Below are 20,488 nucleotides of genomic sequence, written 5' to 3'. Positions count from 1 at the left end.
AAGGGCGATTTCTACAAATTTCAAATCAAAAAGTCCTTATTTCAATATCTCTCTACATTAAGCCATTGCCTTAAAAATTTTTTGAAGCAATGTTCCCGGAAAGGGGGGCGGATACCGTCTGACGGAATTCCGGAGGCAAATATAAGAAAAAATTTTACCCCCCCCAACTTATTAACGCATGTTAACGTAAATTTGCGAAATTGCCAGGCTGGTGTTAATAATTGTTTTGACAGACTGACGGTGGCATGAGTCGAAATTCCAACCGTACTATATATCCTTATATATATAAAGGTGGAAATTTTCTGTGCGTTTTAGCGGTCGACCGGCCAGGGATAGTTCCTGAGGCGGCTGATGAATTCTGATTCGCGGCCTGAGCAGTAGCTGTCACAGAGCCGATGGAATGCCGGAGTGTGGCCCGGTTCTGTCAGATGGGCCAGTTCATGGCAGATGATATAGTTGCGGAGTTCCGGATCGAGAAACACACACATGTATGAAAGCCTGATGCGGCGTTGGCTTGGGTAGCAGGTGCCGAGGGTGGTTTTTCCGGAGGCTATTTCCCATTTGTCGACTTTGAGATTGAGTCTTTCGGCTGTTTCCCGCGCTTTGGGCAGGAGTATTGCCGGGGCGAGTTTGCGGGCTGCGAGATGGAGACAGCGGCTTATGGCCTGCTGTACTCTTGGTGTGTCTGTTGGCTCCGAGCCGGGAACGCTGATCACAAAGCGGGGGTGAGTCCCGGTGGAATCTGATGCTACATATATCTGTAACTCGTCTTGGCCCTTGCCCGCTTTGGCTATGGAGAATGAGAAGTTGTGGCAGTCGATTGTCTGGCCGACAGAATAGCGCGGCTTTGGGCGGATGGCTTCGAAGTCGGGTCTGTGGCGCTCGATGGCTCTTCCGATCTCAAAGTCAGGAACACCGGCGGGGATATTGATGTGAAGCTGCCCGTTGATCCATCGGGCCGACAGTTTGCGCGAGCCGCTGCGGCGGACAACGATGATCGGTCCGAGTGTGGGATGAGTGATGCGGAAACTGCTCATGCTCTTGTTTGAGCTTGTATGTGACGAAGCCGCGTCATTCGTTGCGTTTGGAGATGCCCCAGAGAAGTTTGGTGCGCAGGGTGTCGATGAAATTGTGGTCCGGTGCGTGGATGATCTTGGTGACAAATGGTGCGCGCCGCAGACGGAGACGCACTGAGATCGGGAGGATGAGCGAACGGCCGTCGAGCGTCACCCGGTAGGTGTCGGTGCGCGATTCGACTTCGATGTCGATCACATGGCTGTCGGCCACGACCAGCGGACGCATGGTCAGCGAGTGGGGCGCTATCGGGGCGAGTACCCAGCAGGGAGCGGTCGGCTGGACGATCGGTCCTCCGACCGAGAGATTGTAGGCTGTCGATCCGGTCGGGGTGCTGACAATCAGGCCGTCGCCCTGATAGGAGGCAACAGGCATGCCGTCGAGACGGGTGTTGACTGTGATCATCGAGGCAGTGTCCTGGCGGAGGATGGCTATTTCGTTGAGGGCGAAGCCCCAGCCGGAAATCCCGGCCTTGACCCCCTCGCCGATGCCTTTGCCTTCGAGCAGTGAGCGCGATTCGACCGTGTAGTCCCCCTCGGAAAGCCGGCGCACAAGTCCGGGACCTTCGGCAATCGAGTGTTCGGCGAGAAAACCGAGATGGCCGGTGTTGAATCCGAGGATCGGAATCTCTTTGGAGGCCACGCGCCGGGCAGTGCGCAGGAAGGTGCCGTCGCCGCCGATGCTGAAACAGAAGTCGGCTGAAAAATCATCGTCCTCGAAGACGTCGTCGGCCGGGAGAGTTTCGCCTGTCATCCTCGACATAGCCTCGAAAAAGTGGCGGTCGATGCTGATGAAGGCCCCTTCGGCCTCAAGTGAGTTCAGAAGTGAAAGAATGTGGGGGATGTCATCCGGGCTCTGACGGCGTTTGCCGAAAACAGCGACTTTCATAGGCTTGGCGGGGAGGATGTGAGGGGGTGGATGATTATACTCCGAGATAGCGCATCAGTTCCTCATAGCGGCTGCGCATGACGGAATCGTCGGTGTCGGCAGTCCCTTCGGCGCCGATGACCTCATAGCCGTAGCGTTCGAGCGAACGGGCGGCGGCTTCCGGGTCGCGGTGGCTGATGCGGAGTTCGGCTATGATCCGGTTTTCGTTGCGCTCGCTGTCGGCGGTGACATTGAGATTGAGCAGATGGGCGTCGGCATCCTCCACCGCGCGCGCTATCCGCGAGGCGCTGTAATCGCCGCGGCGGCAGGTGACCACCAGAGTGCTGCTTTCCTCCATATTCGGAAAGAGCCGCTCAAGCGTCGCCTCTGCGCCTGCCGGAAAGGCGAGGTTTTGGATGGATGTGCTGTCTTTTCGGAGCAAAATATTTCTATTTTTTAGTTTTTCTGACTAATTTTGCGGTCAAAATCGGTCGGAATGAGCCACAAAATTACAAATAATCATCTATATAATGAACTGCTCGGACCGACAAAAAGATTACAGAACTATTAAAAAATGACAAATCTCAGTGTAAATATCAACAAGATCGCCACTTTGCGCAATGCGCGTGGAGAGAATGTGCCTGATCTTCTGAAGGTGGCTGCCGATTGTGAGAGTTTTGGTGCCGACGGCATCACTGTGCATCCACGCCCCGACGAGCGTCATATCCGTCGCGACGACGTCTACCGTCTGCGCCCGCTGGTGAAAACTGAGTTCAACATCGAGGGCTATCCCTCTGACGAATTCCTTGATCTTGTGCTGAAGGTGAAGCCCGAACAGGTCACCCTCGTGCCGGATGCGCCTGACGCTCTGACTTCAAGCGCCGGATGGAACGTCGCTGACCACATGGACTTCCTGACCTCGGTTGTCGACCGTCTGCGTGAGGCCGGAATCCGCTCCTCGATCTTTGTAGGCACGGATGTGGAGAATATCCATCTTGCAGCCCGCACCGGAGCTGACCGCATCGAACTCTACACCAAGCCCTATGCCGATCTCTATCCGAAAGATCCCGAAGCTGCCGTCGCTCCTTTTGTCGAGGCTGCACAGGCTGCTTTCTCTGCCGGTCTCGGAGTGAATGCCGGTCATGACCTGAGCCTTGTCAACCTGGCCTTTTTCCACCGCAACATTCCGCGTCTGAGCGAGGTGTCCATCGGCCATGCCCTTATCTGCGATGCGCTCTATCTGGGGCTGGAGGAGACAATCCGCCGCTACAAGGAATGTCTCAAGGGCTGAGCCGCTTCCGCCTCTGGTCTGACTGATGGAATCTGATTAACTGAAATCCAAAAACAACACCTCTCAAACTCAAACAACACTTCTCAAATATGTTTCAACAAGAATTCGTCGACACGGTAGCCACTGCTGCCATGAGTTACAATGATGCAGCGCAGGCCCAGGCCGCCGATATGGTCCAGGAACTTTCAGTCTGGGATCTGACAATGCGTGGCGGCTGGATCATGATCCCGCTGGCTGTCCTTTCTATCGTGTGTATCTATATTTTCGTGGAGCGCTGCCTGGTCATCCGCCGTGCGCAGAAGGAAGACAGCTCTTTCATGGAACGCATCCGCGAATACATCCATGAGGGCGAGATTGAAAGCGCCCGCCGTCTCTGCCAGAAGACCGACACTCCCTATGCGCGTCTTATCGGCAAGGGCATCAGCCGCATCGGTCGTCCGATGAACGATGTGCTTGTAACCATCGAGAATACCGGCAATATCGAGATCGCCGCTCTCGAAAAAGGTCTTCCCTGGCTTGCCACTACTGCGGCAGGCGGCCCGATGATCGGCTTCCTCGGAACCGTGATCGGTATGGTCAACGCTTTCTATAACCTTGCCTCTGCCGGAAGCAGCGCCAATATCGCCGTGCTTGCCGACGGTATCTATGCCGCACTTGTCACCACAGTGGCCGGTCTGATCGTGGGTATCATCGCACTCTTTGCCTACAACTATCTTGTGGCCCGCATCAACAAGGTGATGAACGCTCTTGAGGCCCGCACAATGGAGTTCATGGACCTGCTCAACGAGCCTGCTTAACCCCAACATCACTCCACACTGACGCTATGGCTCTGAAACGACAAAACACCATGATGGCCGCTTTTTCGATGGCTTCGATGACCGACGTCATCTTTCTGCTGCTCATCTTTTTCATGGTGACATCCACATTCGTGTTCCCGACGGCTCTCGAAGTCAATCTTCCGGAAAGTTCCAAACAGACAGCCCTGAAGCCTTCGACGAGGGTCTATATAGATAAAGAAGGTGTGATCTATGCCACTGCCGACCAGTCGGAACCGGTTGCGATGGATGAGAAATCGCTCCTTGACTTCCTCCGCGGTCAGGCCGCCGCAGCCGCCGACGGCGACAACTACATCGCAGTCTATGCCGATGAAGAGGTCACCTATGGTGCGCTTGTCAGAGTGCTCGATCTCGGCGCTCAGAACAACCTGAAGATGGTGCTTGCCACCAAACCGGCTCCCGCTTCGGCACGTCCGGCGGCTCAGGAACAGTGATTCCGGGCTTCTTTTCGGAATGACTATCCTGATGTTTTGGAAGCCTTTCTTTAACTCTACTCTCAATCCCAAATAATAAACAGATGTCTGACGATTCAGCGCGTTCACGCCGCAATCAGCTCATAGCCCTCCTGGCCACGGTCCTGTTTCACGCAGTGATTGTGGTGGTGCTGCTCACTCTCTGCCTCCGCTATCCCGGCGCAGAGCGCAACGAGCGCACATGGCCCCCTGTCGACTCTTCCGAAGTGCTGTTCGGAGGCGAGTATGTGATGATAGGTGACCGCCCGGAGATCGCGCAGAACACCGGAGAACCCGCTCCTGCCGAAGCCGAGGCTCAGGAAGCTCCCTCTCCTGAAGCCGAGTCGCTGGTCAATTCCGGCGAGCCGGCCCAGCCCGCTCCTGTCATCAGCAGCCAGCGTCCATCTCCTGCCAAGGTCGAGGCTAAACCGGCTCCTGAAAAGTCCGGTCCGACGAAAGCCGAGATCGAGGCTGCCGAGAAGGCCAAGCGTGAGCAGGAAGCCCGTCAGGCGATTGCCAATAAAGTTCAGTTCGGACAGAAAAGCACCGGCGGCAGCGGTTCAGGAAAAGCCGGAAGCCCAAACGGAAATGCTTCGGTAGGCGCTGTCAGCGGCAGTCCGGGCTTCAACCTTAAAGGCCGTTCGCTTGCCGACTGGCACACACCTTCGGCCGGACCCCTCGGCACCATCACCATCCGCGTGACCGTCAACCGTCAGGGTAAGGTGACATCTGCCTCCTATGCCTCCGGTACGGGAGCCGCCGCCGCAAGCCAGGCCACTCGCCAGAGCTGCATAAACGCGGCCAGAATGTCGCAATTCTCTGTCGATAATGATGCCCCGGCCTCACAGACAGGTACCATCACCTATAATTTCAAATAGTCCCGCGTAATTTCGAATAGTTCCGCACTGCCGGACATTTAGGATATAAAAACAGACACAGTTTCCCAACTTGCCGTCACAACGCGGCGTCAGTCCGGGAAACTGTGTCTGTTTTTTTGTCTTTTTAATCCTGTTTCGGACGGATTTTGAGTGTGGGTTATTCCTGATCCTGGTTTTCAGAGTCATCGGACTCTTCCGGAATTTCGAAGATCGAGAAATTGACCGAGCCGTAGGCGCGGTGTTCGCTGAAATGGGGCAGGTCTGAGAAATCAAACTTTTTGGAATGCTCGATGATGAAGATGCTTCCCGGATGGAGCAGCCGGGAATTCAGAACCATTTCAGGGATTTCGCCGAACCCCTCAAGATCGTATGGCGGGTCGGCAAACACGAAGTCAAAGGCTGTCGACGAGTCGCGGATATAGCGCAGTGCGTCAGTGCGCAGCAGATAGAGGTTGCGGTCGCCCAGTTCCTGTTTCACCTTCTCGATGAAACGGGCCTGTGTGGCCGACTTTTCAACCGACGTGACCGATGCCGCCCCGCGTGAGAGCAGTTCGAAACTGACGGCGCCTGTCCCGGCAAAGAGATCGAGACAGCGAAGCCCCTCGATGTCTACCATGTTTTCGATCACGTTGAAAATGTTCTCGCGTGCAAAGTCGGTGGTCGGACGGGCGGTGATATTGGTCGGGACGTTGAAGCGCCGGCGTCCGTATTTTCCTCTGATTATTCGCATATTGGTGTGACGATAAGATCAAACGGCGCGAGCATCGAGTCTTTTCCCGCCTTGAACATCTGAGGGGGGAAGATCACGGGCATCACGCGCGCGATGTAAGTGCGGAGTATTGTTGTGAGACTTTCTTTTGAACCCTGATCGCCGGAAAGCAGAAGCTCGTCCGTGGCGGGATCGAGTCCGAGGCGCTCGCGGCAGGCAAGGATGTAGTATGCTGCGTTTTCGGCTGTGTCGGCCTCGAATGTGTTGGCCATCAGCAGGCGGTGTCCGTCAAGCACGATCACATCGAGCGATTTTTGCCGTGTGTTCACCACCATTTTCAGCTTGTTGCCCTGTCCGCCTTTGGTCGCGAAGTAGCGGCAGAGCGCACCGAGATGGCTCGTGATTCTGAGCCGGTGGAATGTGCGTGTGAGGAAGCCTTTCAGCTCAGGCTCGATGCCCATGAGGATCGTGGCGTTGCGTGTCCCCGTCTCGTCGGTCTCCATTGTCAGTTCCGAATCCGGGAAAGCGGCCTTGAACAGCAGCTTGCGGTCGGCGGCGCAGCTGCATTCAGCCGGGATCACGGTCAGTTCCGGAGTCTCGATGACGCAGATGACCTGGCGGAAGTCGCTCAGAAGTATCGGGTTGTCATAGATCACGCTCTCGATGGCCTGAAGTCTCGAAGAGGTATTAGGATCGAGGACAATCCGCCGGTAGATCAGCGAATTGTCCTCGACGATAGAGTATATGGCCGCGTGGATTGTATCCTTGCTTATACGCAACAGCAGGTTGCATATTTCGGGATTGTCGATCCGTTGGCTGTCAAATGATCCGTTTGTCATTCAGGTTTATTGGGAATAGACTTATTGTACAAGGTTGGGAACATCACCCCACTTGTTGGGCGCGGGTTCGCTTTCCTTGATTACGAATACGAGATAGATGATGCCGCCGACCAGAGGAATGAGGTTGATGAAGAACCACCATCCCGAACGGCCGGTGTCGTGCAGACGGCGTACTGCCAGGCCGAGGTTCGGGAGAAGCAGACCGAGGCACACGATACCGCTGGCGATAGCGCTGAGTGTTGAGCTCCAGCAGAAGACAACATTGGCAGCGATGTTTGCAATGACTGCGAAAAGAATGAACCACCAGTATTCGGAACGTGATGCACGACCCTGGAAATTGCAATAGTTGACGGTGAGAGCGCGTTTCACGGCCTCGCCGAAAGGAAGTTGAAGCTGATACATTGTAAGAAAGTATTAATGTTAAGTTTATGAAAAAAATGGTTATCTCTACTTTCGGTATAATGCAAAGGTAACAAAAATTCACATATCAGTCAACAATGTGAAATAAAAATCACTCCCCCTTCTGATTCTTTTGGGAAAGCTCAGGGATTTTGAGTAATTTTGCATGATTTATAACAATAGGTTAATTAAAAAAATAAGAAAATGGCAAATTGGTTCGAGACGAAAGTCCGCTACGATAAGACAATGGACAACGGTGCTATCAAGAAAGTGACTGAAGCATATATGGTTGACGCTCTCTCATTCACCGAGGCAGAGGCACGTATCTCCGAGGAGATCGCTCATTTCACCTCTGATTTCTCTGTGTCTGCTGTAAAGCGCACAAAGATCGCCGAGATTTTCCGTGAAAGGACAGGTGACAAGTGGTATCTTGTCAAGGTGGCTTTCATCACCCTCGACGAGAAGACTGCGGTTGAGAAGAAATCCATCTCGCAGATCCTCGTTTGCGCCGATTCGTTCAAGGAGGCCTATGACAACTTCATGGAAGGCATGAAGGGCACAATGGCCGACTTCGAGATCAACACCATTCAGGAAACACTGATCATGGATGTCTATGACGCTGATCTCTCAGGCGACAGCAAGCCCGCTGAAGCTTGATCGGGCCTCTGTCTGACATCTGTTCACATATCATCCACAAACTCCCCACACGTATGGCAGGCTCAGTAACAGAAAATCTGCAAAAGCTCAACCGGATCATCCCCCAAGGGGTGACCCTTGTGGCTGTTTCAAAGTTTCATCCTCTGGAAGCCTTGGCCGAGGCTTATGAGGCCGGACAGCGTGTGTTTGGCGAAAGCCGGGCTTTGGAACTTGATGCCAAAGCCGCGCAGCTGCCTGAGGATATCGAATGGCACTTCATCGGCCATCTTCAGACCAATAAGGTGAAGAAGGTGGTGGCCCGCGCCGCGATGATCCACAGTGTCGACTCCGACCGTCTGTTGCAGGCGATTGATGCCGAAGCGGTGAAAGCCGGTCGCCGGACCGGTGTGCTCTTGCAGCTCCATGTGGCCCGCGAGGAAACAAAATTCGGCTTCACTCCCGCTGAACTCCTTGATTTTGTCACTCCCCGACTTGTAGAGTCCCTGAAAGGTGTCGAGATCCGCGGAGTGATGGGGATGGCTTCGAATGTCGACGACGACGAGCGCATCAGAGCGGATTTCCGTGAGATCCGCGCCGTTTTCGACCGGCTGAAAACAACCGTGTTTGCTTCTTCCTCCCGATTTGACACCGTCAGCATGGGCATGAGCCATGACTGGCCCATTGCAGTCGAGGAGGGGAGCACGATGGTCCGTGTCGGAACCTCGATCTTCGGCGAAAGAGAATATTGAACCCTCTTATTAATTAAAATAATGACAGAGCGCAGGAAAATAGCCATAGCGACTGGCACACGTGCCGATTGGGGATTGCTCAGCGGGATAGCCCGCGGACTGGCTGCCCGTCAGGACTGTGAGGTCACGGTTCTGGCTACCAACATGCACCTGTCCGAGCGTTACGGCAACACTATCTCCGAGATCGTGGACGACGGCTTTGCCGACCCCGTGAGGGTCGAGATGCCTGATGCTGCCGATACCGACACATCGACTGTCGGGGCTATGGCAGTCTGCATGACCGGAATGGCTCATGAGCTTTCCCGTCTGCGTCCGGATCTGCTTGTGATTCTGGGTGACCGCTTCGAGATGCTTGCCACGGCGACTGCCGCACTGATGACGAGAGTGCCGATCGTGCACATTGCCGGAGGCGAGATCTCCGAGGGTGCCATTGACGACAGCATCCGTCATGCCATCACAAAAATGGCCTCCCTTCATCTGACGGCCACAGAGCCTTACCGACAGAGAGTGATCTCGATGGGTGAGGCTCCAGACAGGGTTATCAACACAGGGGCCATCGGTGTTTATAACATCCTTCACGAGCCTCTGATGTCATGCAGGGAGCTGGAAGATTCGATTGGTTTCAGCCTGACGGAGAAATCTCTGCTGGTGACCTACCATCCCGCCACGCTCGACGACGAAGACCCTGCCGTGCGCTGCCGTGCGCTGCTCGCCGCCCTTGACCGCTTCCCGGATTTCAAGGTCCTGATGACCTACCCGAACAACGATCCTCGCGGACGCGTTATAATAGATCTGATCGAGGCCTATGCCGCCGCCCGGCCCGAACGAGTGAAGATTGTCCCCTCGCTCGGCAAACTCCGCTACCTGTCGGCTCTGCGCTGTGTCTGCGCCGTGGTCGGAAACTCTTCGAGTGGCATTGTCGAGGTTCCGTCGATGCACATCCCGACTGTCGACATCGGCATCAGGCAGCGCGGTCGTCTTTGCGGCGAGAGTGTCATCCACTGCGGTGACAGCGAAGATGAAATTGCCTCGGCTCTTGCTTGGGCGCTCGGCGACGAAGGCCGTCGCATTGCCCGCGAGGCCGAAAATCCATATTTCCGCCCCGACACTCTCGATCTGATTGTCAGGGCCATTGCCGAAACGCCTCTTCAAACACTTCAGACAAAGAAATTCTATGACCGATAAGCAGGCTCTTGTAATAATTCCCGCCCGTGGCGGCAGCAAGGGGATCCCGCGCAAGAATATAAAGGAATTCTGCGGGCGCCCTCTGATCCACTATTCGATAGATGTGGCCAGAGCCGTCGCGCCGGATTCGAATGTGATTCTCTCGACTGACGATGAGGAGATCCGTCTCTGTGCCGAAAGTACAGGCCTGCCGGTCGCCTATCGGCGTCCTGCCTCGCTTGGCGGCGACACGGTCGGTTCGCGTGAGGTGATCCTTGATGCGATGGACTGGGCTGACAGAAACGGAATCACATATAATAAGGTGGTGCTTCTCCAGCCGACCTCCCCCTTGCGCACTGTCGGTGATGTCGAGGACTGTCTGAAACTCTATACCCCGGACTGCGACATGGTGGTCAGCGTGGCTGAAGCTCCATGCAATCCATACTATGACTGCTTCGAGACTCAGCCTGACGGCACTCTGCATGTCTCCAAGGGTGAGGGTCGCCTGACCAGGCGTCAGGACGCCCCGAAAGCCTGGCAGTTCAACGGCGCTGTCTATGTGATCAACCCTGAGTCAATCCGCCGGATGGCTCTTGGCGAGTTCCCGAAGCGCATACCTTACGAAATGCCCCGTTCGCGTTCGGTGGACCTTGACACTCCGCTGGACTGGACAATAGCCGAAACGATAACCAACACTCTTGAAAGCCATGCGGATTGACCGACACATCATTTCCGAACAGGCCTCTCTGACAGAGGCACTGCGTATGCTCAACGAACTTTCCGGCGGAGTGATGACCCTGATTGTCATAGACGCCGACGGGCGTATGACAGGCACTCTTACCGACGGAGATGTCCGCCGGGCGCTCCTTGGCGGAATCGCTCTTGATGCCCCGGTTGCCTCGGCCATGTTCCGCGGCTTCCACGCACTGCGCGAAGGTGAGATAGATCCGCTGAGGGTCTGTGAGATCCGCAAGCGCGGCATAAGACTCATCCCGGTTCTTGACAGTGATGGCCGTGTGGTGAGGCTCATCGACACCTGTGTCACCCGTACCGTTCTGCCTGTCAGTGCGGTTCTGATGGCCGGCGGAAAGGGTGAGCGTCTTCGTCCGATGACGCTCAAGACCCCTAAGCCTCTGCTGGAGATCGGCGGCAAAGCAATTATAGACTATAATATCGAGGCCCTGGCCGCGGTTGGTGTCACAGATATAAGCGTGACCGTCAATTATCTCGCCGAACAGCTTGAGGATCACTTCTCAGCGCCGGTCGGAGGTGTGTCTGTCAGGTGTGTGCGTGAGACAAAGCCCCTCGGTACCATCGGTTCCGTCGCTCTTGTCGGGCTGCCTGCCGAGGGTGACACCATCGTTATGAACTCCGATCTGCTGACCACTGTCTCATTCGAGGATCTTTACCTGCGTCACCGGTCCGAGAAGGCCGACATCACGATTGCCGTTGTCTCCTACAATGTCTCCGTCCCCTATGCCATCCTTTCGACTGAAGGAGAATGTGTGACGGGGCTGGTGGAAAAGCCTTCTTACAGTTACTATGCCAACGCGGGGATCTACATCATCTCCAACCGTCTTCTCTCAGGCCTGAGCCCCGACATCCGTATGGATGCCACAGACCTGATCGAGCAGGCCATAGCGGAGGGACGGAAGGTGACCTACTGTCCGATCAACGGCACCTGGATCGACATCGGCTCTCCTGCCGATTTCGCCCATGCCCGTGAGCTGATGGCCCATGTGCGTCAGACTCGTTAAACGTTTTCCGACAAAGATTGTTAATCAAAGAAAAATAATAAGTTACTTAGTATAGCCATGGCTGATTCAAACTTCATAGACTATGTCAAAGTCCTCTGCCGTTCAGGCAAGGGTGGCGCCGGTTCGCGTCATTTCTACCGAGCAAAATATATTCCCAAAGGAGGCCCTGACGGAGGTGACGGTGGCCGTGGCGGTCATATAATACTCCGTGGCAACAGCCACATGTGGACTCTCTTGCCTCTGCGCTACCGCCGCCATATTTTTGCCGGAAACGGCCAGAGCGGTTCCGGCGGACGCTCTTTCGGAAAGGACGGTGAGGACGTGATTGTCGACGTGCCCTGCGGCACTGTTGTCTTTGATGCCGAAACCGGTGAATTTCTGTGTGAGGTGACCTCCGACGGCGAAGAGGTGAAGCTGCTTCGCGGCGGTCGCGGCGGTCTTGGCAACTGGCATTTCAAGAGTGCCACAAACCGCACTCCGCGCTATGCACAGCCCGGCGAGCCGGCCATCGAGAAAAGCATCATTCTTGAGCTTAAGCTCCTTGCCGACGTTGGTCTTGTCGGTTTTCCGAATGCAGGCAAATCGACCCTTCTGTCATCAATCTCCGCCGCGCGTCCGAAGATCGCCGACTATCCCTTCACCACAATGGAGCCGCAGCTCGGAATTGTTTCCTACCGTGGCGACAGCTCGTTTGTGATGGCTGACATCCCCGGTATCATCGAGGGTGCGAGCGAGGGCAAGGGACTTGGCCTGCGCTTCCTGCGCCATATCGAGCGCAATGCCGTGTTGCTTTTCATGGTGCCTGCCGATGCCGATGACATCAAGGCTCAGTATGACATCCTTGTCGGCGAACTCGAACGTTTCAACCCCCAGCTGGCCGACAAGCCCCGTGTGCTCGCTGTCTCCAAGAGCGATATGCTTGACGAGGAACTCATGGCGGAGATCGAGGCCACACTGCCGGAGGGTGTGCCCCACATTTTCATTTCTGCCGTGACCGGAATGGGGCTCACAGAGCTCAAAGACATGCTCTGGCGCGAGATCACCGACGAGCGCAACCGCATTGAGGTCGCACCGATCACCCATCGTCCGCTCGACGGTCATCACCGTGTGCGCGAGGAAGATGAGTTTATCTTCGAAAATGTGCCTGCTCCGGCTGAGGATGAAGAGGAATTCCTTGACGACGAGGATTTTGACGGTGAGGACTACGGCTATGAAATGCTTGACGAAGATGACTTTGATGTCTGATCCGTATCTCCGGATTCAGTCTGCATCCAGCCGTTTTTTTACAGTCTCTGACATTCTGAGCATCTTGTCCTGTGGCCACGCATAACGAATTGGGCAGATGGGGTGAGGAGAAAGCCCGCGAGCTTCTCCTCACTGACGGCTATGCCGTATGCGGCGAGAATATCCGCATCGGAGGAGTGGAGATTGACTTCATAGCGACCAAAGACAATCTCATCTGTTTTGTCGAGGTGAAAACCCGCTCGACCGATTTTGTGGATCCCGCCGAGGCTGTCGACAGCCGCAAGCGCAGCCGGCTGGTCAGAGCCGCAGATTCCTATATGCGTCAGTATGAGATCCCGCTTGAACCCCGTTTTGACATAGTGGTCATCATCGGTTCGCCTGAGTCATACACCATCGAGCACATTCCTGACGCCTTTCTGCCGTCGCTCAACAACCGCTAAGAAAAATTTTTTGCCCTTCCTCCGCATTATCGCACTTGATCCCATGGGGTGAGTGCTTATCTTTGTAGTGGGAATTCATTCAGAAAAAAAACGGCATCGGGCCAAGACCGTACAGGGTGTACGCTTGAAACCCGATACCGGATTCAGAGGTTGTTTTTCGGCAATCTCTTAAGAGATAGTATAATCTTGGCAATCTGGATTATATGATCTTCTGTCAGACCTCGACTTCGCGGCCTCGTAGCCACACGCGGCTTATGAGCGGGGTGGCGTAGGCGTAGGGGTAGAAATCGAGCGACGACATAGGCTTCGTGAGATAGAAATTTGCAACCTTGCCGGGAGCGATCGACCCATAGTTCTTGCTCTCGTCCATTGCAAAGGCTCCGTTGATGGTAGTGGCGTTTAAGGCCTCTGCCGGGGTCATTTTCATCTTTATGCAGCCGAGCGACATGACCATGCGCATATTGCCGGAGGGCGATGAGCCGGGGTTATAGTCGGAAGCGAGAGCCACGACAGCTCCACGGTCGATGGCTTTTCTTGCCGGTCCGTAGGGCATTCCGAGGAAGAACGACGCACCGGGAAGCATCGTGGCCACAGTGCGGTTTGCGGCGAGCAGTTCGATCTCCTCCTCGCCGATGCGTTCAAGATGGTCCACCGAGAGAGCCTCGCGGGCCACTCCGACCTGGACTCCTCCTGAGACGGCGAGTTCGTTGGCGTGGATCTTCGGACGCATGCCGTAGCGGGCTGCGGCTGTCAGGATGCGGTCGGTCTCCTCGACCGTGAAGAAGCCCGCATCGCAGAAGACGTCCACAAAATCGGCCAGACCCTCTGCGGCTGCGGCGGGGATCATCTCCTCGCAGACCAGAGTGACATAATCGGCCTGGCGTCCGGCGTAGGCACGGCCTACGGCATGGGCGCCCAGGAATGTGGCTTTGACTTTCATCGGGGAGCTTTCGGCAATGCGGCGGATGACGCGCAGCATTTTCATTTCATCGGCGGTTGTCAGACCGTAGCCGCTCTTGATCTCCACGCAGCCGGTACCCATGCCCATGATTTCTCGGACTCTCTCCATTGCCTGACGGTAGAGTTCCTTTTCGGAAGTCCGGTGCAGGAGATCGGCAGAGTTCAGGATTCCGCCGCCGCGTCTGGCGATCTCTTCGTAGCTCAGGCCGTTGATCTTGTCGATGAATTCGCGTTCGCGGCTTCCGGCATAGACGATGTGGGTGTGGGAGTCGCAGAACGAGGGGAAGATGTAGCCCCCTTTGGCGTCGACACACAATTCGCCGCGCAATGGCTGCGGACAGTTGTCCATTGATCCGAAACTGCTGAAACGGTCATTTTCAGTGCGCAGCCATGCGTTTTCGATGAGGCCGAGCCGGTTCATTTCTTTTCCGCGGAGGAAAAGGGTGTCCCCGCCGTCGATTCCGGCGAGGACTCCGATATTGGTGATCAGCATGGGATGAATCAATGGTTAGTGCGGAGAAATTCTACTGATGCGGCGATGTAGGGCGACATGACGGTGTCATTGTCGATGAAAGGCACTGACTTGCGGTATTCCTTGTGCCAGGCTTCAAGTTCGGGCGAGGATTTCATCGGACGGCGCAGGTCGAGAGCCTGGGCGGCATTGAAAAGTTCGATGGCAAGCACACGCTCTGTGTTGTCGACCACACGGCAGAGTTTGGTTGCCGAGTTGCCGCCCATAGAGACGTGGTCTTCCTGGCCTTGCGACGAGGGGATGGAGTCGCAGCTTGTCGGCCAGCAGAGGCCTTTGGACTGGTTGACGATCGAGGCGGCGGCATATTGCGGAATCATGAAGCCGCTGTTGAGACCGGGATTTGCCACGAGGAAGGGGGGCAGATTGCGGGCACCGGAGATCAGTCGGTAGATGCGGCGTTCGGAGATGCTGCCGAGTTCGGCGATTGCAAGTGCGAGATAGTCCATCGGCAGGGCGATCGGTTCGCCGTGGAAGTTGCCGGCCGATACGATGATGTCTTCTTCCGGGAAGATGGTTGGATTGTCGGTCGGCGAGTTGATTTCGGTCTCGATCACATTGCCGACGTAGGTCAGAGCATCTTTCACAGCCCCGTGGACCTGAGGCATGCAGCGGAACGAGTAGGGGTCCTGCACATGCTTTTTGGGCTGGCTGATCAGTTCGCTGCCTTCAAGATGGGAGCGGACGGCGCGGGCTGTGGCAAGTTGGCCGGGATGAGGGCGGACGGCATTGACAGAGTCGCCGAACGGATCAATGCGGCCGTCGAACGCGTCGAGCGAGAGGGCGCCGATCTTGTCGGCCAGAGCGCTCAGACGGCGGGCGCGCAGGATCGCATGGACTGCGTGTGACGACATGAACTGGGTGCCGTTCAGAAGTGCCAGGCCTTCTTTGGAGACGAGTTTCACAGGCTCCCATCCTTTTTCGGCGAGCACTTCGGCTGCCGGACGGATCTCGCCTTTGTAAAGCACTTCGCCCAGACCAAGAAGCGGCAGGCACATGTTGGCCAGAGGCGCGAGGTCGCCGGATGCCCCTAATGAGCCGAGCTGATAGATGACAGGGAGGATGTCTTCATTGAAGAAGTCGACCAGGCGCTGGACAGTGGAGAGCTGCACTCCTGAATTGCCGAATGACAGCGACATGATTTTGGTCAGCAGCATGATCTTGACGATCTGCGGATCAACCTTGTCACCGCAGCCGCAGGCGTGTGACTTTACAAGGTTTTCCTGGAGCTTGGAAAGGTCCTGGCTGTCGATTGATATGTTGCAGAGCGAGCCGAAACCGGTTGTGATGCCATAGATCGGGTGGTCGCATTCGCTGATTTTGTCGTCAAGATACTGGCGGCAACGCTTGATGCGGTTTGCGGACTCTTCGCTGAGCGCGATCTTGATGTTGTTTTCGATGATTTCGCCGACACGCTGGATGGTGAGGCGTTCGGGGCTGATATAATGAACCATATCTGATGTTTTTTCAAGTGGATTTAACAGCTTTTTCAGCTTTTTGGAACCGGATATTGACCGGTTTCTTAGATTTTAAGGCTATTGGGAGGAGAGAGGAGAACAAGCTGTCCTATATGACCGGCCAAAGACAGCGGTTTAGGATCAGAGCTGGCTGAATGCCCGGTCGATCAGGCTGTCGTCAGCAATGTTGGGGAGGGTCACACGCAGAAGCGGTGTGCGCTCCATCTCGCGTCTGATGGCTGAGATCGCACCCTTGTTGCGGGCCCAGCTGCGACGTGCTATACCGTTGTTGACATCCCAAAGGAGCATTTCTTCGATGTGGCGTCCGGAATCGGCGGAACCGTCGATGACCATGCCGAAACCGCCGTTGATCACTTCGCCCCAGCCGACACCGCCGCCGTTGTGGATCGAAACCCATGTCGCGCCGCGGAACGAGTCGCCGATGACGTTGTGGACGGCCATGTCAGCCGTGAACTGCGATCCGTCATAGATGTTGGAGGTCTCGCGATAGGGAGAGTCGGTGCCTGACACGTCATGATGGTCGCGTCCGAGCACGATAGGAGCCGAGATTTCTCCGCGGGCAATCGCGTCGTTGAAGGCCAGGGCGATCTTTGTGCGTCCTTCGGAGTCGGCATAGAGGATGCGGGCCTGCGAACCGACCACGAGCTTGTTGCGTCCGGCTTCGCGTATCCAGTGGATGTTGTCGCGCAGCTGGCCCTTGATTTCCTCCGGTGCCTCCCGGAGAATTTCCTCAAGGACATCGGCGGCAATGGCGTCGCTTTTCGCAAGATCGGCGGGATCGCCTGAGGTGCAGACCCAGCGGAAGGGGCCGAATCCGTAGTCGAAGAAACTCGGACCCATGATGTCCTGCACGTATGACGGATAGCGGAAAGTTCCGTCCTCTTTCATTATATCGGCTCCCGCGCGTGATGATTCGAGCAGGAAGGCGTTTCCGTAGTCGAAGAAATACATACCCTTTTCGGTCAGAGTGTTGATCGCGGCTACCTGACGGCGCAGCGAGTCCTGCACTCTTGCCTTGAATTCCTCAGGATTTTCAGCCATCATCACCTTGGCTTCCTCAAAACCGAGTCCTGCGGGATAGTAGCCGCCGGCCCAGGGGTTGTGGAGCGAGGTCTGGTCTGAGCCGAGGTCCACGCTGACACCGTCGGCGGCCAGACGCTCCCAGAGGTCCACGACATTTCCCTGATAGGCCAGGGAGACGGCCTCGCGGTTTTTGCGGGCCTGTTCGGTGCGGGCCATGAGTTCGTCAAGCGAAGTGTAGACTTCGTCGACCCAACCCTGACTGTGGCGTGTCTCTACGGCTTTTGGATTGACTTCGGCAACGATGCTGACCACTCCGGCTATGTTGCCTGCCTTTGGCTGTGCTCCCGACATGCCGCCCAGACCGGCGGAGACAAAGAGCATGCCGCCCAGATCGTGTTCGCCCTCCTTGAGGCGTTTGCGGCCTGCGTTGAGCACGGTTATTGTGGTGCCGTGGACAATGCCCTGCGGACCTATATACATATATGATCCGGCGGTCATCTGGCCGTATTGTGACACACCCATAGCGTTGAAGCGTTCCCAGTCATCGGGCTTGGAGTAGTTGGGGATCACCATGCCGTTTGTGACGATCACGCGCGGCGCGTCGGGATGCGAGGGGAAGAGTCCGAGGGGATGGCCTGAGTACATGACCAGAGTCTGGGAGTCGGTCATCTCGGAGAGATATTTCATTGCCAGAAGATACTGGGCCCAGTTCTGGAACACGGCGCCGTTGCCTCCGTAGGTGATCAGCTCATGCGGATGCTGGGCCACACGCGGATCGAGGTTGTTCTGGATCATCATCATGATGGCTGCGGCCTGACGGCTGCGCGCAGGATATTCCTCGATCGGACGGGCATACATCTCATAGGTCGGGCGGAAGCGGTACATGTAGATGCGTCCGTAGGTTTCAAGTTCTCCGGCAAATTCGCGCGCAAGTTCGGCGTGGAGGTGTTCGGGGAAGTAGCGCAGAGCGTTTTTTACGGCCAGGCGCTTTTCGGCAGGAGTGAGGATTTCCTTGCGTTTCGGCGCATGGTTGACGCTTGTGTCATAAGATGGTGCGGGAGGCAGCGTGTCGGGGATACCGGCGCCTACGACCGCACGAAATTCTTCTTTAGTCATGGTATATATTAGGCGAAAGAGGGGGTTATTTGTTTGCTGAGAGGACCTCATTGACAACTTCGAGCACTTTTGCCTCTGCGGCCACGGCCTTGGCTGCGATTTCGGCAGCGCGGGCTGTCAGTCGGTCGGCTTCCTCACGGTTTTTCAGCGAGGCGGCATTGATGCGGACGTTGAGCTGTGCGCCGAGGACTGCCGAGCGGGCTGCCAGAGCGCCTACGCCGGCATCGCTGACTGAGGCGGGATTGCCTGTGCGGGCCATAGACTCAAGAAGCGGGAAGGTCTCGGCTGCGGCTTCCATTGTCGACAGCGGGATCATCGTCGCATAGAGGGTCGCGTCCTCGATGGCTGCGGCGCGCGCGGCTTTTTCCTCATCGGTTGATTTCGGCATCTTGAAGGCGTCCATGATGCGGTTGAAGGCTTCGGTGTCTTCGTTGACGAGATGGAGCAGGCGCTGCATCAGTTCCTGGCCTTTGTCGGCCTGGTCGGAGAATTCTTTCCAGCGGTCGTCCCATCCGGCCTTGTGGCTTGAGAGGTTGGCCACCATCGTGCCGAGTGCGGCGGCCAGGGCACCCATGTAGGCAGAGATAGAGCCTCCGCCGGGAGCGGGTGATTCGGATGCGGTCTCTTCGGCGAATCCTGTGCAGGTCATGTCGGTCAGTTTCCGGCACTCCCCTTTTGGGGCGATGAGATATTCGATGACTTTTTCTTCGGGGCGGAAGGGGCTGAGTTCGTCGAGGCCCATTGATTTCACGGCCATGCGGATCAGCTCGCTTTCGGCAATGCCGGTGGAGCGCTGCTGTTTGTGGAGGAAGTAGCGTCCGGCCTCGATGAGTGTGCGCTTCGGGACGAGGCCCACGATCTCGGTGCCCGTCACTCGGAGTCCGCGGGCGTTTGCCGCGCGGCAGACTTCATCAAAGGCGACGTGAAGGGGAGTGGTGGAGATGTCGGTGATGTTCATTGACACCTGGGCGATGCCGTATTCGTCGATGAACCATCCGATGGCCTTTGTGGCTTTCAGGGTTCCGGGCTGCATGATTGTATTGCCGTTTTCGTCTTTCAGCGGTTTGCCGTTGGGCTTTCCGCCTTCGCGGACCGGACGGCCTTTTTCGCGGACATCAAATGCGATCGCGTTGGCGCGGCGGGTTGAAGTCGTGTTGAGGTTGAAGTTCACTGCGATGAGGAAATCGCGGGCTCCGACGGTGGTAGCGCCGGTGCGGGCTGCCTTTTCGTCAAAAGGACGGTCGCCGAAGTCCGGACCTTTGCCTTCATGGTTCATTTTTTCGGGAAGAGCCTCATACTCTCCGGCGCGGCAGACGGCGAGGTTGCGGCGTTCGGGAGTGAAGGCAGCCGCCTCATAGCAGTAAGTCGGGATTTCGAGTTCGTCGGCTATGCGCTTGGCAAGTTTTCTGGAAAGCTCGGCGCATTCTTCAAGAGTGATTCCTGAGATCGGGATGAGGGGGCAGACGTCAGTGGCACCCATTCGGGGGTGTGCGCCGTGGTGGTTGCGCATGTCGATCAGTTCGGCGGCACGTCTGACACCTCTGAAAGCCGCTTCGACAACTGCTTCAGGTTCTCCGACAAAGGTGACCACAGTGCGGTTTGTCGCTTCGCCCGGATCGACATCAAGAAGGCTTATGCCTTTGACGCTTTCGATGGCATCAGTGATTGACTTGATGACGGCCTTGTCGCGTCCCTCACTGAAATTGGGGACACATTCGATGATTCGTGTTTCCATGGAAATGGTTAAGTGTTTTGGTAGTTTTTCAGGTTTCGGTGAGGAGATTTGCAAATGTAATGATTTTAGTTAGAATATACCATAGAATAATATTCTAAAATTGGATGTGTCTACGTTATAATATATACTGAGAATTGCTGAATCATCCGTTACTCAGTCCGTTGAGGGGGAGTTCACGGGTGCTTTTCACTTCGTCGAGCACGAAACAGCTGTTGAGCGAGCCGATGCAGTCGAGATCGCCGAGAATTCTGAGGAGGAAGTCCTGATAGGCGTGCATGTTGCGGGTGTAGATCTTCAGCAGGAAGTCATAT

General features: G+C 56.0%; 22 protein-coding genes. 11 read left to right on the top strand and 11 right to left on the bottom strand.

Annotated elements, in window-relative coordinates:
* Positions 1-311: 311 nt before the first annotated feature.
* Genes K2H17_RS05850 through K2H17_RS05840 form a run of 3 tightly spaced genes read right to left on the bottom strand, consistent with a single transcriptional unit; the run spans position 312 to position 2,383 of the window.
* Positions 312-1,037 carry a YgjP-like metallopeptidase domain-containing protein gene (locus K2H17_RS05850; RefSeq protein WP_300132525.1) on the bottom strand — a complete coding sequence of 242 codons (726 nt, stop codon included), beginning with the start codon at positions 1,035-1,037 and terminating at the stop codon, positions 312-314.
* A 34-nt stretch (positions 1,038-1,071) separates the two neighbouring features.
* Positions 1,072-1,962 carry an NAD kinase gene (locus tag K2H17_RS05845; protein ID WP_300132522.1) on the bottom strand — a complete coding sequence of 297 codons (891 nt, stop codon included), beginning with the start codon at positions 1,960-1,962 and terminating at the stop codon, positions 1,072-1,074.
* Positions 1,963-1,996: 34 nt separating this feature from the next.
* The gene (locus K2H17_RS05840; protein ID WP_300132519.1) at positions 1,997-2,383 is read right to left on the bottom strand and encodes a hypothetical protein; all 387 of its coding nucleotides are present in this window, start codon (positions 2,381-2,383) and stop codon (positions 1,997-1,999) included.
* A gap of 132 nt (positions 2,384-2,515) precedes the next feature.
* Between K2H17_RS05840 and K2H17_RS05835 the strand changes: the two genes are divergently transcribed.
* The 4 genes from K2H17_RS05835 (at position 2,516) to K2H17_RS05820 (ending at position 5,398) form a co-directional block, all read left to right on the top strand.
* On the top strand, positions 2,516-3,232 hold the full coding sequence (locus K2H17_RS05835; protein WP_300132516.1) for a pyridoxine 5'-phosphate synthase: 717 nt from the start codon (positions 2,516-2,518) through the stop codon (positions 3,230-3,232).
* A gap of 131 nt (positions 3,233-3,363) precedes the next feature.
* Positions 3,364-4,029: a MotA/TolQ/ExbB proton channel family protein gene (locus K2H17_RS05830; protein ID WP_300132689.1), complete on the top strand. Its 666-nt coding sequence runs from the start codon at positions 3,364-3,366 to the stop codon at positions 4,027-4,029.
* Between the two features lie 26 nt (positions 4,030-4,055).
* Positions 4,056-4,502, top strand: a complete 447-nt coding sequence (locus K2H17_RS05825) for a biopolymer transporter ExbD (protein ID WP_300132514.1) — start codon at positions 4,056-4,058, stop codon at positions 4,500-4,502.
* Between the two features lie 83 nt (positions 4,503-4,585).
* Complete coding sequence (locus tag K2H17_RS05820) at positions 4,586-5,398, top strand: hypothetical protein (RefSeq protein WP_300132511.1); 813 nt, start codon at positions 4,586-4,588, stop codon at positions 5,396-5,398.
* A gap of 157 nt (positions 5,399-5,555) precedes the next feature.
* Here the strand turns inward: K2H17_RS05820 and K2H17_RS05815 are convergent, their stop codons facing one another.
* From K2H17_RS05815 to K2H17_RS05805, 3 genes are read right to left on the bottom strand one after another with little or no spacing between them, the layout of a single operon-like run.
* Entirely contained in the window at positions 5,556-6,128 is a 573-nt protein-coding gene (locus K2H17_RS05815) for an RsmD family RNA methyltransferase (protein ID WP_300132508.1), read from the bottom strand.
* On the bottom strand, positions 6,119-6,946 hold the full coding sequence (locus tag K2H17_RS05810) for a DUF3822 family protein (RefSeq protein ID WP_300132505.1): 828 nt from the start codon (positions 6,944-6,946) through the stop codon (positions 6,119-6,121). Before K2H17_RS05810 ends, K2H17_RS05815 begins: the two co-directional genes overlap by 10 nt.
* 21 nt (positions 6,947-6,967) lie before the next feature.
* Entirely contained in the window at positions 6,968-7,348 is a 381-nt protein-coding gene (locus tag K2H17_RS05805) for a DUF805 domain-containing protein (protein ID WP_300132503.1), read from the bottom strand.
* A 201-nt stretch (positions 7,349-7,549) separates the two neighbouring features.
* Here K2H17_RS05805 and K2H17_RS05800 point away from each other — a divergent pair, with 201 nt between their 5' ends.
* From K2H17_RS05800 to K2H17_RS05770, 7 genes are all read left to right on the top strand, one after another.
* The gene (locus tag K2H17_RS05800) at positions 7,550-8,002 is read left to right on the top strand and encodes a DUF4494 domain-containing protein (RefSeq protein ID WP_300132500.1); all 453 of its coding nucleotides are present in this window, start codon (positions 7,550-7,552) and stop codon (positions 8,000-8,002) included.
* Positions 8,003-8,055: 53 nt separating this feature from the next.
* Positions 8,056-8,730, top strand: coding sequence for a YggS family pyridoxal phosphate-dependent enzyme (locus K2H17_RS05795; protein WP_300132497.1), 675 nt, complete (start codon positions 8,056-8,058; stop codon positions 8,728-8,730).
* A gap of 21 nt (positions 8,731-8,751) precedes the next feature.
* Complete coding sequence (gene neuC / locus K2H17_RS05790; protein WP_300132494.1) at positions 8,752-9,915, top strand: UDP-N-acetylglucosamine 2-epimerase; 1,164 nt, start codon at positions 8,752-8,754, stop codon at positions 9,913-9,915.
* Positions 9,905-10,612, top strand: a complete 708-nt coding sequence (locus tag K2H17_RS05785) for an acylneuraminate cytidylyltransferase family protein (protein ID WP_300132491.1) — start codon at positions 9,905-9,907, stop codon at positions 10,610-10,612. Before neuC ends, K2H17_RS05785 begins: the two co-directional genes overlap by 11 nt.
* Positions 10,602-11,651 (top strand): sugar phosphate nucleotidyltransferase, encoded by a 1,050-nt coding sequence (locus K2H17_RS05780; RefSeq protein ID WP_300132488.1) that lies wholly within the window; start codon positions 10,602-10,604, stop codon positions 11,649-11,651. Before K2H17_RS05785 ends, K2H17_RS05780 begins: the two co-directional genes overlap by 11 nt.
* Positions 11,652-11,708: 57 nt before the next feature.
* Complete coding sequence (gene obgE / locus K2H17_RS05775; RefSeq protein ID WP_300132486.1) at positions 11,709-12,896, top strand: GTPase ObgE; 1,188 nt, start codon at positions 11,709-11,711, stop codon at positions 12,894-12,896.
* A 71-nt stretch (positions 12,897-12,967) separates the two neighbouring features.
* Complete coding sequence (locus K2H17_RS05770; RefSeq protein WP_300132483.1) at positions 12,968-13,336, top strand: YraN family protein; 369 nt, start codon at positions 12,968-12,970, stop codon at positions 13,334-13,336.
* Positions 13,337-13,550: 214 nt separating this feature from the next.
* Here K2H17_RS05770 and hutI read toward each other — a convergent pair whose 3' ends face one another.
* The 5 genes from hutI to K2H17_RS11220 all read right to left on the bottom strand — a co-directional run bounded on the left by hutI (position 13,551) and on the right by K2H17_RS11220 (position 20,475).
* Positions 13,551-14,789, bottom strand: a complete 1,239-nt coding sequence (gene hutI / locus K2H17_RS05765) for an imidazolonepropionase (RefSeq protein ID WP_300132480.1) — start codon at positions 14,787-14,789, stop codon at positions 13,551-13,553.
* 8 nt (positions 14,790-14,797) lie between these two features.
* The gene (gene hutH / locus K2H17_RS05760; RefSeq protein ID WP_300132477.1) at positions 14,798-16,279 is read right to left on the bottom strand and encodes a histidine ammonia-lyase; all 1,482 of its coding nucleotides are present in this window, start codon (positions 16,277-16,279) and stop codon (positions 14,798-14,800) included.
* A 144-nt stretch (positions 16,280-16,423) separates the two neighbouring features.
* Positions 16,424-18,442: a urocanate hydratase gene (locus tag K2H17_RS05755; protein WP_300132474.1), complete on the bottom strand. Its 2,019-nt coding sequence runs from the start codon at positions 18,440-18,442 to the stop codon at positions 16,424-16,426.
* Positions 18,443-18,467: 25 nt separating this feature from the next.
* Positions 18,468-20,177, bottom strand: a complete 1,710-nt coding sequence (gene ftcD / locus K2H17_RS05750; RefSeq protein ID WP_300132471.1) for a glutamate formimidoyltransferase — start codon at positions 20,175-20,177, stop codon at positions 18,468-18,470.
* 142 nt (positions 20,178-20,319) lie between these two features.
* Positions 20,320-20,475: an Lrp/AsnC ligand binding domain-containing protein gene (locus K2H17_RS11220; protein ID WP_363319927.1), complete on the bottom strand. Its 156-nt coding sequence runs from the start codon at positions 20,473-20,475 to the stop codon at positions 20,320-20,322.
* Positions 20,476-20,488 lie beyond the last annotated feature (13 nt).

This window comes from Duncaniella sp. (assembly GCF_029054785.1).
Lineage (GTDB): Bacteria > Bacteroidota > Bacteroidia > Bacteroidales > Muribaculaceae > Duncaniella.
Note: the sequence above shows the minus strand (reverse complement) of the source record. Positions and strands in the feature narration are given on the sequence as shown.

What these genes read in the sequence shown, in the direction of transcription:
- K2H17_RS05850 (WP_300132525.1), bottom strand. Translation starts at nt 1,037, where the DNA reads ATGAGCAGTTTCCGCATCACTCATCCCACACTCGGACCGATCATCGTT.
- K2H17_RS05845 (WP_300132522.1), bottom strand. Translation starts at nt 1,962, where the DNA reads ATGAAAGTCGCTGTTTTCGGCAAACGCCGTCAGAGCCCGGATGACATC.
- K2H17_RS05835 (WP_300132516.1), top strand. Translation starts at nt 2,516, where the DNA reads ATGACAAATCTCAGTGTAAATATCAACAAGATCGCCACTTTGCGCAAT.
- K2H17_RS05830 (WP_300132689.1), top strand. Translation starts at nt 3,364, where the DNA reads ATGAGTTACAATGATGCAGCGCAGGCCCAGGCCGCCGATATGGTCCAG.
- K2H17_RS05825 (WP_300132514.1), top strand. Translation starts at nt 4,056, where the DNA reads ATGGCTCTGAAACGACAAAACACCATGATGGCCGCTTTTTCGATGGCT.
- K2H17_RS05820 (WP_300132511.1), top strand. Translation starts at nt 4,586, where the DNA reads ATGTCTGACGATTCAGCGCGTTCACGCCGCAATCAGCTCATAGCCCTC.
- K2H17_RS05815 (WP_300132508.1), bottom strand. Translation starts at nt 6,128, where the DNA reads ATGCGAATAATCAGAGGAAAATACGGACGCCGGCGCTTCAACGTCCCG.
- K2H17_RS05810 (WP_300132505.1), bottom strand. Translation starts at nt 6,946, where the DNA reads ATGACAAACGGATCATTTGACAGCCAACGGATCGACAATCCCGAAATA.
- K2H17_RS05805 (WP_300132503.1), bottom strand. Translation starts at nt 7,348, where the DNA reads ATGTATCAGCTTCAACTTCCTTTCGGCGAGGCCGTGAAACGCGCTCTC.
- K2H17_RS05800 (WP_300132500.1), top strand. Translation starts at nt 7,550, where the DNA reads ATGGCAAATTGGTTCGAGACGAAAGTCCGCTACGATAAGACAATGGAC.
- K2H17_RS05795 (WP_300132497.1), top strand. Translation starts at nt 8,056, where the DNA reads ATGGCAGGCTCAGTAACAGAAAATCTGCAAAAGCTCAACCGGATCATC.
- neuC (WP_300132494.1), top strand. Translation starts at nt 8,752, where the DNA reads ATGACAGAGCGCAGGAAAATAGCCATAGCGACTGGCACACGTGCCGAT.
- K2H17_RS05785 (WP_300132491.1), top strand. Translation starts at nt 9,905, where the DNA reads ATGACCGATAAGCAGGCTCTTGTAATAATTCCCGCCCGTGGCGGCAGC.
- K2H17_RS05780 (WP_300132488.1), top strand. Translation starts at nt 10,602, where the DNA reads ATGCGGATTGACCGACACATCATTTCCGAACAGGCCTCTCTGACAGAG.
- obgE (WP_300132486.1), top strand. Translation starts at nt 11,709, where the DNA reads ATGGCTGATTCAAACTTCATAGACTATGTCAAAGTCCTCTGCCGTTCA.
- hutI (WP_300132480.1), bottom strand. Translation starts at nt 14,789, where the DNA reads ATGCTGATCACCAATATCGGAGTCCTCGCCGGAATCGACGGCGGGGAC.
- hutH (WP_300132477.1), bottom strand. Translation starts at nt 16,279, where the DNA reads ATGGTTCATTATATCAGCCCCGAACGCCTCACCATCCAGCGTGTCGGC.
- K2H17_RS05755 (WP_300132474.1), bottom strand. Translation starts at nt 18,442, where the DNA reads ATGACTAAAGAAGAATTTCGTGCGGTCGTAGGCGCCGGTATCCCCGAC.
- ftcD (WP_300132471.1), bottom strand. Translation starts at nt 20,177, where the DNA reads ATGGAAACACGAATCATCGAATGTGTCCCCAATTTCAGTGAGGGACGC.